The 13,127-nt window shown below is 58.9% G+C and carries 13 protein-coding genes and 1 pseudogene; 7 read left to right on the top strand and 7 right to left on the bottom strand.

Annotation, left to right across the window (positions count from 1 at the left end):
• A pseudogene (locus AC3A4H_RS05040) lies at nucleotides 1–582 on the top strand (beta strand repeat-containing protein); the annotation flags it as partial.
• Between the two features lie 347 nt (nucleotides 583–929).
• Here the strand turns inward: AC3A4H_RS05040 and AC3A4H_RS05035 are convergent.
• Both AC3A4H_RS05035 and AC3A4H_RS05030 read right to left on the bottom strand, forming a co-directional pair.
• A complete protein-coding gene (locus AC3A4H_RS05035) occupies nucleotides 930–1,160 on the bottom strand; it encodes a sunset domain-containing protein (protein WP_487765898.1) in 231 nt (76 codons plus the stop codon).
• A 92-nt stretch (nucleotides 1,161–1,252) separates the two neighbouring features.
• Nucleotides 1,253–1,663 (bottom strand): thermonuclease family protein, encoded by a 411-nt coding sequence (locus AC3A4H_RS05030; RefSeq protein ID WP_487765693.1) that lies wholly within the window; start codon nucleotides 1,661–1,663, stop codon nucleotides 1,253–1,255.
• Between the two features lie 418 nt (nucleotides 1,664–2,081).
• On the opposite strand from AC3A4H_RS05030, the gene AC3A4H_RS05025 reads away from it, so the two are divergent.
• From AC3A4H_RS05025 to AC3A4H_RS05010, 4 genes are all read left to right on the top strand, one after another.
• Nucleotides 2,082–2,423: a hypothetical protein gene (locus AC3A4H_RS05025; RefSeq protein WP_487765692.1), complete on the top strand. Its 342-nt coding sequence runs from the start codon at nucleotides 2,082–2,084 to the stop codon at nucleotides 2,421–2,423.
• Nucleotides 2,424–2,427: 4 nt separating this feature from the next.
• The gene (locus AC3A4H_RS05020) at nucleotides 2,428–3,621 is read left to right on the top strand and encodes a hypothetical protein (protein WP_487765691.1); all 1,194 of its coding nucleotides are present in this window, start codon (nucleotides 2,428–2,430) and stop codon (nucleotides 3,619–3,621) included.
• A gap of 115 nt (nucleotides 3,622–3,736) precedes the next feature.
• The gene (locus tag AC3A4H_RS05015) at nucleotides 3,737–4,408 is read left to right on the top strand and encodes a hypothetical protein (protein ID WP_487765690.1); all 672 of its coding nucleotides are present in this window, start codon (nucleotides 3,737–3,739) and stop codon (nucleotides 4,406–4,408) included.
• The gene (locus tag AC3A4H_RS05010) at nucleotides 4,405–4,794 is read left to right on the top strand and encodes a PAN domain-containing protein (RefSeq protein ID WP_487765689.1); all 390 of its coding nucleotides are present in this window, start codon (nucleotides 4,405–4,407) and stop codon (nucleotides 4,792–4,794) included. Before AC3A4H_RS05015 ends, AC3A4H_RS05010 begins: the two co-directional genes overlap by 4 nt.
• Nucleotides 4,795–4,954: 160 nt before the next feature.
• On the opposite strand, the gene AC3A4H_RS05005 is transcribed toward AC3A4H_RS05010, so the two are convergent.
• The 5 genes from AC3A4H_RS05005 to AC3A4H_RS04985 all read right to left on the bottom strand — a co-directional run bounded on the left by AC3A4H_RS05005 (nucleotide 4,955) and on the right by AC3A4H_RS04985 (nucleotide 10,258).
• Nucleotides 4,955–5,239, bottom strand: a complete 285-nt coding sequence (locus tag AC3A4H_RS05005; protein ID WP_487765688.1) for a DUF4236 domain-containing protein — start codon at nucleotides 5,237–5,239, stop codon at nucleotides 4,955–4,957.
• 139 nt (nucleotides 5,240–5,378) lie between these two features.
• Nucleotides 5,379–5,666: a hypothetical protein gene (locus tag AC3A4H_RS05000; RefSeq protein WP_487765687.1), complete on the bottom strand. Its 288-nt coding sequence runs from the start codon at nucleotides 5,664–5,666 to the stop codon at nucleotides 5,379–5,381.
• Nucleotides 5,667–5,731: 65 nt separating this feature from the next.
• Entirely contained in the window at nucleotides 5,732–6,223 is a 492-nt protein-coding gene (locus AC3A4H_RS04995; RefSeq protein ID WP_487765686.1) for a hypothetical protein, read from the bottom strand.
• A gap of 84 nt (nucleotides 6,224–6,307) precedes the next feature.
• Nucleotides 6,308–9,283, bottom strand: a complete 2,976-nt coding sequence (locus tag AC3A4H_RS04990; protein WP_487765685.1) for a peptidoglycan-binding domain-containing protein — start codon at nucleotides 9,281–9,283, stop codon at nucleotides 6,308–6,310.
• 720 nt (nucleotides 9,284–10,003) lie between these two features.
• Complete coding sequence (locus AC3A4H_RS04985) at nucleotides 10,004–10,258, bottom strand: hypothetical protein (protein ID WP_487765684.1); 255 nt, start codon at nucleotides 10,256–10,258, stop codon at nucleotides 10,004–10,006.
• Nucleotides 10,259–10,815: 557 nt separating this feature from the next.
• On the opposite strand from AC3A4H_RS04985, the gene AC3A4H_RS04980 reads away from it, so the two are divergent.
• Both AC3A4H_RS04980 and AC3A4H_RS04975 read left to right on the top strand, forming a co-directional pair.
• Nucleotides 10,816–11,592, top strand: coding sequence for an IclR family transcriptional regulator (locus tag AC3A4H_RS04980; RefSeq protein ID WP_487765683.1), 777 nt, complete (start codon nucleotides 10,816–10,818; stop codon nucleotides 11,590–11,592).
• A 3-nt stretch (nucleotides 11,593–11,595) separates the two neighbouring features.
• Nucleotides 11,596–13,116 carry an ABC transporter substrate-binding protein gene (locus AC3A4H_RS04975; protein ID WP_487765682.1) on the top strand — a complete coding sequence of 507 codons (1,521 nt, stop codon included), beginning with the start codon at nucleotides 11,596–11,598 and terminating at the stop codon, nucleotides 13,114–13,116.
• Nucleotides 13,117–13,127 lie beyond the last annotated feature (11 nt).

Genomic DNA, 13,127 nt, shown 5'->3' with positions numbered 1-13,127 from the left:
CTGGCAGACCTCTCTGCGGCTCAGGTCCAGGCCATCAGCGCCAAGGCCATTATCGGCCTCAGCGAGCTGGCGGTTACCGCGCTTGGCGACAAGGTGGCCGATCTGTCAGCAAACCAGTTTGCGGCGCTGACTGTCAAGCAGATCCAGGCTCTGGAACCTGACCAGGTCAAGGCCCTGACGGAAGACCATCTCGGTGCCCTGACGGCGTCGCAGGCCAAGGCCCTGACCAAGCCGCAGATCGAGGCGCTCGAGCCTGCCCAGATCGCGCTTCTGAGCACCAAGGCGATTGCCGGCATGAACTTCGAGCAGTTCGGCTGGATGGATGCAGACCAGATCGAGGCGCTGACCGAAGATCAGGTCAAGGCTCTGTCGGCCACGCAGATCGGGGCCATCGGCGACAACGTTGACCAGTTCTCGGCCGAAGAGATCGCGGCGATCAGCGTCAAGGCCCTTACCGGATTGACCACTTCGGCGATCGGCAAGCTCGGCGAAGAGCAGCTTGGCGCGCTCACCGAGAAGCAGATCCAGGCGTTCAGCACCAAGCAGATCGAGGCGGTTATCGCGGCCTATCAGGAGTTCTGATGAGAGCGGGCGGCGCGGCTCCGGCGCGCCGCCTACCCGTCGACTGCGCGTATCCCGCCGTGCTCCTCACAAGAACACAGCGGGATGCGCGCAGATCGTTTTGCCTAACTGCAGAAACACTGTTACTTCGATGCACTGCCGAATTCAGCGGTGCTATTCTCCAGTTCATCTGCGCCAGAATCTTTGCTCGCTCCGGCTCTCCGGGGCGGACTTTTTGACTATTCCGCTATGACGCTATCGTTTGCTAATCAGTTCCGCGATCATCATTAGTCGATGAGAAACGCTTCCCCTGCGTGCCCAGATGCTTGCAGAATGAGGAGACAAAGCAAGGGGGCGGGATGCTTCCGCTATTGGCGAGCCGTGCGCCAGCCGGCGCGGCGCGCCTCTTTCTCAGAGCAGAACCAACGCTCGCCCTTGCCCTCAGATATCCGGGTCCGGCTGTAATACTTCTGTCCCGGAACGTAATAGATGCGCTCGCCCTTCGCCGAGATGTTGCCCTTGATTTTGCAACCAGATCCGCCACCGAGCAGAGAAACACCGGCGGGCTGCCCGCATTGCCGCGTTGCGCAGCCCGCCACTCCCACGGTGCCTGGTTTCCGGCCCAGATACCTTGCCGCGCCTGTTGTGCTGCCCTCTGGTGAGTGGCACGGGCTCCGTTGCTGTAGCGCGGTCAGTCGAGCGCATGACCGTTCTCGACCAACCAGGCCTGGATACTGGCGCCCTCAGCCCGCGCGCAGTCGCCAACATAGCGGCCGTACTGGTCCCAATTGACGAACTGGCAGCGGGCCGGCCGGGAGGCAGCAAGGAACTCATCGAGCGCGTTAGCCGCAACCCGGCCGCACGGGTACTCGAAGCCCTTGGCATCCTCGCAGTATTGCGAGCTTTCTGGAGCGTCCACGCCGTTGAAGCGGATACGCTGGCCGGCGATCTCGATCGTGTCGCCATCGATCACGCTGGCGCGTCCTTCGATTGGCGCAGCGGCGGCGCGCGGCCAAAATGAGGGCAGGCTTTCAACGAAACGGTCAATGGCGGGGTCCCCCGGGCGGACATACTGAACGGCGACAACGCCGATGACAGCCATCAAAGCGGTAACAAACCCGCGCACTGCATACGGCAGCCTACGCCGCCGTTTGGGGCGATCATAGCTCCGAACCCTAGGCTTGGGCCTTCGCTGGTCCCTGACGTTGTGGATGTTGCCCCCCCCGCCGTTTTGAGGCCGGCCCCGCGGCTCTTTAGCGATCTATTCTTATCTCTCGGTCGATAATTCTTCGCAGATCATCGGCCAGCACCAAAGGGCACTCACATAGAGGCGCCGCTCTTGATGCAAATCATGGAACCAGAAAGCTTCCACAATTGCCCAATCATCCGGCACTCTGGAAGGACTGTGAGTAAGCGATATAAACTAAAGCATACGCACAGTGCCAGTAATCTTGATGCAAATTCTTTCGTAGGCTGGCTGAGTGTCTCAGGATCGCACGGGGGGCGAAATGCATGCAGCGATGAGCCAGAAACTGGCAACGTATGGCCAGTGGACATATCGGGGGGCGTGGGCGCTTGAAATTGCTGCAGCGATCATCGGACTAGCTACGGGTTTGGCGCTTGGGTTTCAAGCTTTCTCCGCCAGCCATACTGCAACGGCGATGGATCTTACACTGGCCAGCGCCCCATTTTTTATGGTCACCATTGCAGAGTTAACCAAAATCCCAATTGCCACCCTGCAGTATCTCATGGGTTTGGAAACCGGCAGTTCTGGCTTTTTTACTGGTTCTCGCTGGAACCACCTTCGAAACAGTCTTCATGGGGCTGGAACGAGCGGGCACGCTTCGGCAGCTTCGTTATGAGGAATTGGCCAACAGCATTGATGCACTTCGGGCTGAGGCAAGGGGGTTGGCAGAGGCAGACGAGCTTGCAGCAAAAACAGATCGCATTGCCGAAGCAAAGTCAGAGCTAGTGACTATCCAATCTCAAATCGACGATATCAAGTCAGAGCTGTCGGCCACGACATTGCTGACGCCGAAAGCGGCAAACGTTCGAGACCAGATCAAAGAGAAGGAGCAGGCCAAGGCCGCGCTGCTTGACCAGAGAGATCGAGAAGCAAGCGAAGCCACCGACCTCTTTGAGCGACAGAGGGACAGCTTTGATAAACGCATTGAGATGGCCCGAAGTGCTGGCGATAACAGTTCTGCGCGGCGTCTTGAGGCTGAAGTCGCGAAGCTAGTGAACCCGCGGCCTCCAATTGTTGCAAAATTCAATGCAGAAATTGAGCCCATTGATAAAGCGATCAAGGCACTTACAGCCGAGTTTGATCAACTGCGGGCCAATGCCCCCGCGATGACCGCTGAGCAGCGGCAGAAACTTGCCGATCAGGTGGAGCAACTGGAGCTCCGGTATTCTAGCACGGCGGCTGATTGGCAGGTCCGCAGGGATCATGCTCGCGCCCGCTGGGCACATGCTCAAGAGGCAGAAGCAAACAAGGCGAAAACATCGGCAGACAATCAGATTCGGCGAGATGAGATTGCAAAGCAGATTGGGGAACTTGAGAAACAACGCATAGCGACTGCCAGGACCGATCAAATTCAAAGAATCGCCGGGCGCTGGTATGGCCTAAAGCCAGAAGAGACGTCGGAGAGCCAAGCTGGCCACGTCTCCGTTATCTGGTTTGGCTCGCTTGCGCTTATCGCGGCCTTGGCGGGCCCCATCACCGCAATGGTTGCTCTGGCCTTACAGCGTATAGCTGCTCGAGCGCAAAGCCGCGTTGAGAGCAAGCTGTCGAGGCTGACGCGTCTGATGCTTCTAAAATGGCGATGGCGCCGGACCCGTAGCGTAAGCGTTCCGATTGAGGTCCAAATCGAGAAGGAAGTGGAAAAACGCGTCGAAGTCCCCGTCGAGACAGTCGTGAAGGAGATCTTGTACGTTCCACTTCTAACCGACGATCCTGAGGCGCTTCGCAAGGCGTGTGATGAGGAACTCCCCTCAGAGGTCGTTAACCTCGTGAAACTTTCGGCGAAAAACGGGCGCAGTCGTGCAAGTTCGACATAACACGCGGCTTTCGGAGCAAGCTGTTGACTTGTTGGTAAAGCGATCGGCCATTCCGACCTTGGAGGCTGAGGCAGCGGCACAGGACAAGATTGCTCGTGCGTCGGCCGTTAGACGCATGGCGACCGGGGCGGCAATCGCTATTGCTGCTATCGGCCTCGGACTTGGTGGCGCCCTCCTTTCGAGCTCTGGCGACGAGAGAGTCACTGAACGAACCGCGAAGCTGCCAAAACAATCGGATATAGTGCCTTCGCAACCCACGGCGCCGGTGCCCGAGGACAAGGCAACGAGAATAGAGCCGAAAACAACAGTGCCGGTCCCGACGCCGAAGCCAAACACTCCTGCTTCTTCAAGAGAGCCGGATGTCGTAACCGTGGACTATACCAAGTTCGTCAACCGTGATGTGATGGTAGCGGGCACAACTTGGACAGTCACCTCGGGCCATTACTTCCGGAATGAGAAAGATACAAATTGGGAGAAATCGTGGTGTTACACTCGGAGAATTGTTGCGGGCGTCGATGTGAACATCGACCTTGTAGTCCGCACCTCACCCGGGTCAATACCACAAGCCCCCATATCGCCGGCGGCAACTCTTGCGTCAGCAGGATTAAACAATGCTTCCGCGATTGAATTGGCAACCCGCTGTGCTTGGCTGGACGATGCATCATTTAGCGCCTCAGATTTTGAAGCGAGCATTGAGAAGCAGAATGAAATAAAGCTATTTCAAGAATTCGTATCCCGGGAGGGGTGGGACGCTTTAGGCAACGATCTGCCGAATATGCCGTTATGAATGTGAGCTTTGATCAGTGCCGAGATCAGTGCAGAAGCAACAGTAAATGTCTTGCGATCACCTACAACAAGAAGCATAGCGCGTGCTTTATGAAGCAAGGCGCGGCAATACTTGTTAGGAGCGATGAGGCAACGATGGCTGCAAGGAGGGTAATTGAAGATTCGCTTCAGTATTCAACTCTCGTGTTCGCAAAGGGCACTTTGGTTGTTGGGCATTCGAGTTCAGAAGTGAGCTATGCCGACTGTGTAGCCGCATGTGCAGCTAACCAAACCTGTGTTGGTTTCAATTTTGACGCTCAAAATAGGATGTGCTCCCTAATGGACATGGTTGAAACTGCTTCGGAGTTCAAGGGAGTTGCTTCTGGCCTGAAGGCATCCACAAACTAGTCTAGGCGAATTCCCCCCACAGTGCATTGAGGCCCTCGTCCGATTGCTGTTATGACTGTTGTTCCCTCACGGGGAGGGTGCTGTTATCCTGCAACAGCGCCCCTCCACGACGTGAGTTGCGCGATTGGTCAGCTGATTGTGCCAGCAATAACGATCACCACTATGAACAAGACCACGAGGCTGGCAATCGTTGGCAACATCTCGCCGACGCTCGTGGCGGCTGCACCGCCTCGCCATCTCGGCGCTTCTGCCGTCGCGAGGGCTTGATCTGTTTGCTCATATGAATGCCAGAACCGGCTATGCCAGCGCTGACGTTTTGACGGCCGCTCGCATTGACGGTGTAGCCGAGCCCTCTCGGTCCAATCCGTGCCGACACTCCTCTGTGCGTGAAGTTCACCCGAAGTCCGGGCGCGATTTTCATGCTCCGCCGAAATCTGAAAGCCATTTCCGCGCCCCTCCCCAAGTCCATGTGTGGCCAATGATGGAGAGGCCCGGCGACGCTCCAAGGCGGTAGGGCGGAGCCGGTGCCTCTCGCCGTCAGGTGGACAGCAACCGATGCTCGCATATCGAAGGTTGCAGCCAAGTCAGGGAAAACCTGACAGATCGAGGGGAAACTCGGTCGGTGTGGCGTTCAGCCCTTGATCGACCGTGGGCCAGTATTGTGCGACGAAATAGATGCCTTCGCACATGGGGAGCTGGGTCATTTCTTGCTGGAAATCAACAGGCTGATCGAACGACGCGCATCCACCGCCACCATGCAGCAGCAGGCATGAACACACTGACGAGGTCATTGCGCAATGCGTGACCGAATAGCAAGACCGGGAGGTAATGGTTTCATCGATGATCGTCGCCCCGCGCTCGAGCTGGCGCACCTCCGATGACCAACAGCAGGCCCACAGCCACGAGCAGCCTCAAAATCGAGAGCACCTCTCTCTCGTCAAAGCTCGTAGCTCAGCAATTCTGGGAGCGTGACCAGCTCTGGCCCACGAGGAGGCCTGTCCTTGCGCCAGCCGCCCTTGTAGCCTTGAATCTTGCCGATGGAGATCTGCTTCTCCTTCGGCAGTTGCCTGAGACCGGTGACATGCCAGAATGCCGCCCAGTGGCCACGATTGTCGGCCAGGTATTTGGCTGTGGTATCAGGTCTGTTGTTCATCCCGTTCGGGTGCGCACCGTTCAAGCTATGTACCGAGCCGGCATACCAGCCGAACCAGCTGACGACGAAGCTGTCCTTGGTGGGTGCGTCCTCATGCGACGGGTAGATAAGCACAGCAATCCTCCCGTCCCCTTGCATGGCATCGACTTTGGCGAGGAGTTCCCATTTCATCGTGCCGTATGCGACAAACTCCTGCCTATCGAGAACCAACAATCCGGATTCGAGGTGCTCAAGAGGAACTGGTGCGAGGATTGCGAAGTGGTGCAATTCAGACATGGCACTCTCTTGTGTTGGTCGATCCAAGTGTGCTGGCGCTGCTTCAGCATCCCGGGGCTACACCTGAAGCCCTGCATGCTTGCCTTACCGCACGATCCAGCGGCTTTCGAAGGCTCGGCTGACCTGCCACGCAGATAGTTGCTCCGAGGGCTTATCGCAGGTGGTGGCAATGGGGTCCCGCAGCATGTTGAACTCATCATCGATGAGGTAACCGACCGCGAAACAGTGCTGAGCATACTCCCCGCGAAGTGCATTTTTGGATTTCGCAACAATCTCCACGAACACGGCCTCGGCGCGCCGCCCGTGCCAGTCTGCAGTTCCGTAGTCCAGCAACGTCCCGTCATAATCGTGCACTTCCCAGCCACCCTGCAGACGCTCCTGCTTCCATTGGGCTATGCTGGGGAACAGTGCGGCAAAGTCACCACTGATCTCTTTGCTTCGAATGTATGCATCGCCCAGGTTAGACAGGCGATTGAACGCCGCCTTGGCTTCTTGCGAGTAGCGCGCGCGCAAATCCACTTGCGCCTTTGCACGTACAACTTCCGCATCCGCTGCCTGCTTTGCTGCGAGTGTCCGTTGCGCTTCCTGTTCCTGCTGTTTGGCGGCAACGTCGCGCTGTTGGGCTGTCTCCGCATCTGTAATGGCGGTGTGGGCGGCAGCCAGAACTTGCGCGTCCATCCACACGGGCAACATCGTGTAGGAAATTCGGGCCTTGCCAAGGCCTTCCAGGAGTTGCTGCAGATCGGCTGCCTCCGCGTAGACCACACCACAATCCTGCTTCTGGATGCCGACGAAGGCTCTTTCCAGCGACATGACAGAAGTGTCCCCTTCCTCAGGAAGGTACTTTGTCAGCGCCATGTAGTTGGACTCCAAGAGGTATCGATGCAGAGGAAGCGTTTCCTCCTCCACCGCCAGGCACATGGCATTAGCGCCGTTGTCCAACCGCACGAAGCCGTATCCTGTCCGCAGGCCGGCAATAACCTCCGTTGTGATGGTCTCCGCGAGTTGTGTGTCCCGCTCCGACTCCCTTCCCACGTCTGCCCAGGCGATCGAGTCGAGCAGTTTCAGGTCCTGCTTTTCGAACGCTTCGACCAGTGCTGACGCTTCGATAATATTGCTCTGCAGGAATCGACCGCGCTCAAGGACGATGACATCCTGCCTCATCATGGCGGTAGCGCCGCAATTCGGAGCCACAATGAAGGTCTCAGCACCAATCCGCCGAAGTGCCTGCACGACACGGATTTCGCCGTCGGGCGAGGCCGGAGCACCGCCCTGCCAGCAATAGTTTGCTACCCCGCCATCGAACGCAACCTTGCCGACCAGATTGAGGATGAGATGCGGAGCTTTTGGACTGAAATTGCCCAAGAGCAGAATGTCCTTAGGATCGCCCTCCAGCAGTGGCCGGTTCTCGTCGGTGAGTGCGAGGCCGTTGCCGGCCTGCTGGACGCCGCTGGGCTTCTTCTCATCGCTTGCGGGAACGAAGGCGGCCAGCTTTTCGGAAAGACCCAGCCGCTCAAGAGCCGACTTGGCCTCCTTTTGGCTGTTCAGGATCCTCGAATCCTGGCCCGAGACCCGCGCGTCGGTCAAAGTGGACTTCAGGGCGAGCAACTCCGCCACGTTGTCGTCGAGGAGGTTGCTCGCAACATACTGCTCGACGAAGGCCTCCATCCGGCGGATCTCGGCTTCGGCGGTGGCCCGGGCGTTCGTTTTTGCAACGGCCTCGGAGAGACGCTTTTCTTCCAGGAACTTCTGAAAATCCGCCTCTGCACCCAACAGTTCGTCCAGATGCGTCAATGCTTGCTCGATCGGGCGGAAGTCCGTCGCCTCCTGCTGCTGCTTCAGCGCAACGAATGCCTTGGCAACCTCGAGCGGCTGTGTGAACTCACGCTTGGCTTCCATGAAGGCCGTCAGGTTCTCGACCAGGGTTGCAACGCGCGCGCGCGCAGCCTCCAAGGCAAGCCGACTGCGCTCCGTCTCTGCGGCGGCGCGTTTGGCCTCCGCCTCCTCTGCAGCCACCGAATTGAGCGCTGCGACCACGCTGTCCGCTGCGGTATCGGTCTGCTTACAGCTTACCTCCGCGTCGGCCCACGCAGATCGGAGCACATCCATGCCGCAACGATGTCGCTTGATCGCCGCGTCGACGACAGCAAGTTCCTGCAGGAATGTACCGGCGCTAGGCGCTCCTTCCGTGCTGGCCACTTCCGTTCCGGGATTGCCCGCCGCCAGTTCGGCCCTACGCGTCTGGAGCCGACGGCCGATCGTGTCGAACGCGGCGGCCACGTCCGGGCCACGTGCGCCCAGTGAGATGGCAAGCAGACATGAATCCAGTCCCGCCATCATATCGCCGCTGTGGTTGGTGCAGGCTTCGCCTGCCTCTTCAGCGGCTGCGACGGCGCGCTGATGTGCTTCAAACGCGGCGCGATCGGGTAGTCCCGACTTCACGAAGTCGCGGTATTCATCGCGCTGGGCAAAGCCGGCTGCTCTGGCAGCAGCGAATTCGGCTGGCTCGGAGAAGCCGCCACGCGCCGCTGTCCGGAACTCGTCAGGACTTTCGAAGTCGGAACTTTGAAAAGCGGCATAGGATGCGGCCGTGTCAAAACCCGCCCGTTGCGCCGCAGCCATTTCGGACGCGTTGGTGAACCCACCCGCCTCTGCATCAAGAAACTCTTGCCTCGACTGGAATCCGCCTCGCTCGGCCCGGATCATCTCGTCGCGACTGCGAAAACCGAGCTCCGCAATATATTCGAGTTTTTCGACATCGGTGTCAGTAGGAGACAACGATATGCCAAAAGCCGCCGCGAACGCCATCTCTGCCGCCCGGGTGCCCGGGCCGCGATCGCCATCAATCTTGGCATTGTAGAAGCCTAGCGAGTTCAGAGCCGCCTGCATGCGTTTTGTAAGCGCAATCTCGCGCTCCCTTTCGGCGTCCTTGCGGGCCTGCTCTTCTGCCCGCAGCCGCTTTTGCTCCAGTGCCCTTTGGCTCTCCTGATGGCGACGCTGCCGCTCAAGCTCCTGACGCCGCATATCGTGCTCGATAACGCGACCCATCAGGTCGAGCATGCCGTTGATGTTCTGAGACAGTGCTGGGCTAGGTGTCGCAAGCCAAAGGCTAAGAGCCACGACACCAACGCGGGTCGCGGAAAAATCCGACCACGGTTTCATAATCAGGTCCCCCACCCGAATCTTATTGACCTCAGCTTACAAGCCGGGCTTAAGATCGCAATACTTCCAAGTGGATGGTCTAGGAAAATTGGTAAGCGCCGGCTCATCGAGTCACTACATTCTGCCTCGCCCGCGTTGACAAGGTCGCTTTTGCTAACCTTCAGCTCCGCCATGATGACAAAGCCAATCTGCTTCTCGCTTTTGGCATCATCTTTTACGCATCACTACCGTGACTCGAGCGGCGAGCGCATTTACCACGTTTAGAAGTATTACAGCCGGACTCGAGTAACCGAGAGCAAGGGCGAGCGCTGGTTTTGCTCTGAAGAGGAGCGCCATCAATCACGGAGGCTCGGCCTTCGATATGTTCGGCAGCAGCACGCGGCTAAAGTGTGCGCAGGCTCTCGACGAAGCGGCTAATGCCGGCGCCACCATGGCTGATTTTCTGAACTGCGAACACGGCAAGGGCGATCGACAGGGGAGCAACATACCGGGCCGTATACGGCAGCCTGCGCCGTCGTCTGCTGCCGTTGTGGAGTTCGAAATCCCGACGCCTGCGCATAGACCGCAATCAACATGGAGGCTGGCAACGGCAAATACCGTCTTCAGCTTCATCCCCTCTCAGCAGGCTGGCGAATAGGGCCGCTTCCAGCGATCATTTCCAGGAACTGGCGACGGCTGTTGATCGTCGCGCCACCAGAAGCCTAATTGCGCATCCAGCCAAATTGGCTCGCCGCGGTCGCGCAGCGCATCGATCGCAGTCCTTATCGGCTTGTCTTCCGCCGCGACTACCTTGCAAATTTGAACGACGCTGATCGGCCCCCGAGCCTTTACAGCTTCCAGGACCTTAGCCCTTAGTCCTGCCGTCTCAGCCATCACCGCACACCCTCCCGATCGCTTTTTCTCGAGATGGTGCTACCGATCCGCCGTTGTTGCAACTCTCGCGGATAGGCGCCCAGTTTGGCGGACGCTCGAAGGGGGAGAGGGCGGCCCTGGTGCCTCTACCTCGCAGGCCGGACAGCAGCCGATTACTCGCATGAGTCCGTTGTCGATACAGGTCGGACTTTTCGTGCATGCGGTGGCGCGCGCCTTGCCACTGGCGTTGACCATGTTGGGCCACGAGCGGCTGACAATTCAATAGTCGCTATTTAGGTGTCTATGAAAACCGGCATCAGGCCAGTAGGACGCTCCTTGCGGGGCGAGGCAGTGTTAGCGAAGAGGAACGAGCTGCCAAATGGTTCTCTCAATTCTCGCAACTGCGCTGAACGCTCTAAAGCCCAGGCAGCGAATCATCCCGGTCGTCGGGCCGCATCAGCGTGAACATATCGGTCACGTTTGCGAAAGGGCGACCAGGACTTGCCGCTTGACTCGGCGTAACCGACTTAGTAGGTGTCCAATTAAAGGACCTTGAGTCCGATAATCGGACCAAACAAATGACGCAACGCAAAGTTCCAGAGCAAAGTCTTTCGGTTCAGAAGGCGATCGCCATCCTCAAGGAGGTTGGGGCGGCCGACAGCCCGATCTCGACCACCGAGATTGTTGCCCGCGTCGGCTACGGAAAGACGGTTGTCCTGCGTATCCTTGCCACGTTGCTGGCTGAGCGGATGATCGAGAGGGACCCTTACACAGGCGGTTACTTCGCCGGCTCCACGCTGGTCCAACTTGCCCAGCAGGCTCTTCAGAAGAACCCCCTTATCCTCCAGGCAACGCCTGCTCTCGACGAGATCGTGCGGATCACTGGCGACGCCGGCCTCCTCATGGTGCTGAGTGACGACGAATCGCTGTGCATCGCAAAGCGCGCGGGAACCACGCCGATCCGCAACGTCGGTACGGAATTGGGCACCCGCTCCCCCATCCATGCAGGCGGCGGTCCGTTCGCGCTGCTGGCGTTTTCCGATGATGCCTTCATCGACCAATATCTGTCTCGTCCCCTGAAGAAGCTAACCGAGCGGACTGTGGTGGATCCGGCCGCCATCCGGCAGCGCATCGCGGAGGCGAGGCAACGAGGCTTCACGATCGGAAACGAAGATCTCTTCGAATACATCGTCGCTGTCGGTGTTCCCATTCGGGACGGCAGGGGCAAGCTGCTCGGGAGCCTGAGCATTGGCGGCATCGCCGCGCGCTATCCGAGCGAACGATGCATCGAGGTGGGCGAGAAGCTCATGGCAATCGTGGCGAGCCAGTCCGGCAAGCCGAACAACAGGGAGTGAGGAATGAAGAAGCTGATACTGCTGGCAGGTGTTGCCGCTATGGCGTTTTGCGGCAATGCCATGGCGCAGCAAGAGGCCAACAAATTGCGCTGGGCCAGCACGGTTTCCATCACGGCGCCAGACCCATATTACAATTTCCACCGCGAGGCGATGATCCTGAATGGACAACTGGTGTGGGACACGCTCATACACCGCAACCCCGAGACCGGTGCATACGAGCCCATGCTGGCGACGTCATGGGAATGGGTGGACGATGTCACCCTGGTATTCACCCTTCGCGAAGGGGTTAAGTTCCATGACGGCAGCGACTTCAACGCCGCGGACGTAGTCTACACCTACAACTACATCTCCAACCCGGAGAACAAGATCAACGTCCAGAGCAATGTCAACTGGATCAAGAGCGCGGAAGCCCTGGGCGACTACAAGGTTCAGCTCAATCTCCATGCGCCGTTCCCGCCGGCTCTGGAATATGTGGCGAGCCTGCATGCAATGCTTCCTGAGGGCTTCTACGGCGCCAACAAGGCCGCCAAGATCGACGGCGGGCTGATCGGCACAGGTCCGTACAAGTTCGACAGCTTCGTTCCCGGCACATCGATGGCGCTTTCGAAGTGGGAAGGCTATTTCAACGGCAGCCCGAAGGGCGATCCGGAACTCTCCGCAATCGAATATCGGGCGATCCCGGATGCTTCCACCCAGATGGCGGAACTCATGGGGGGAGGACTCGACTGGATCTGGTACGTCCCGGCGGATCAGGCCGAGCCTCTTTCGAGCGTGCCTGATGTCACGGTCAATCCGGCCGAGACGATGCGCATCTCGTTCCTGTCGTTCAATCTCCGCGACATGGAAGGCGGCAATCCGCTGCAGGACATCAGGGTGCGCCAGGCGATCGCGCACGCCATCGATCGGGAAGCAATCGTCAAGCAGGTTATCGGACAGGGTTCGACCGTCGTCACCTCGCCTTGCTTCCGCACGCAGTTCGGGTGCCCGGCTGATGTTCCGCAGTACCCGTACGATCCCGAGAAGGCCAAAAGCCTGCTGAAGGAAGCCGGCCTTGAGTCGGGCGTCACGCTTGACCTCGTCTCGAACTCCAGCCGCGACCGGGCGTGGGCAGAGGCCGTCTCGGGCTACCTGTCGGCGGTCGGGGTGACCGTGAACATCCAGGCTCTCCAGTATGCCGCCGTTTCGGAGCGGATCGCCGGCAACAACACGCACCTGTTCCTGGGTGACTGGGGCTCCTACGGCATCAACGACGTGTCCGCCCTGTTGAACAACTTCTTCACGCTTGGCGCGGACGACATGGCCCATGACGCCCAGGTCTCGGATGCGCTGAAGGCGGGGGCGGCCACCATCGACCAGGATGTCCGCCTCGAGAAGTACACGTTCGCGACCAAGCGCATCAACGAGCAGGTGCTCTGGCATCCGCTGTGGACCAACCCTGTCACCTATGCTCATCGCGCAGGCCTTGAGTTCAGCTCCTTCCCTGACGAGAACCCCCGCTTCTATCTCGTGAAGTGGAAGAAATAGCACAGCGCGGC

Source organism: Pseudaminobacter sp. Soil_N_29 (assembly GCF_057656055.1).
Note: the sequence above shows the minus strand (reverse complement) of the source record. Positions and strands in the feature narration are given on the sequence as shown.

Coding starts and splice junctions, on each gene's coding strand:
- AC3A4H_RS04980 (WP_487765683.1), top strand. CDS start 10,816: ATGACGCAACGCAAAGTTCCAGAGCAAAGTCTTTCGGTTCAGAAGGCG.
- AC3A4H_RS05005 (WP_487765688.1), bottom strand. CDS start 5,239: ATGGCTTTCAGATTTCGGCGGAGCATGAAAATCGCGCCCGGACTTCGG.
- AC3A4H_RS05010 (WP_487765689.1), top strand. CDS start 4,405: ATGAATGTGAGCTTTGATCAGTGCCGAGATCAGTGCAGAAGCAACAGT.
- AC3A4H_RS05015 (WP_487765690.1), top strand. CDS start 3,737: ATGGCGACCGGGGCGGCAATCGCTATTGCTGCTATCGGCCTCGGACTT.
- AC3A4H_RS05025 (WP_487765692.1), top strand. CDS start 2,082: ATGAGCCAGAAACTGGCAACGTATGGCCAGTGGACATATCGGGGGGCG.
- AC3A4H_RS04990 (WP_487765685.1), bottom strand. CDS start 9,283: ATGCTCGACCTGATGGGTCGCGTTATCGAGCACGATATGCGGCGTCAG.
- AC3A4H_RS05030 (WP_487765693.1), bottom strand. CDS start 1,663: ATGGCTGTCATCGGCGTTGTCGCCGTTCAGTATGTCCGCCCGGGGGAC.
- AC3A4H_RS04975 (WP_487765682.1), top strand. CDS start 11,596: ATGAAGAAGCTGATACTGCTGGCAGGTGTTGCCGCTATGGCGTTTTGC.
- AC3A4H_RS04995 (WP_487765686.1), bottom strand. CDS start 6,223: ATGTCTGAATTGCACCACTTCGCAATCCTCGCACCAGTTCCTCTTGAG.
- AC3A4H_RS04985 (WP_487765684.1), bottom strand. CDS start 10,258: ATGGCTGAGACGGCAGGACTAAGGGCTAAGGTCCTGGAAGCTGTAAAG.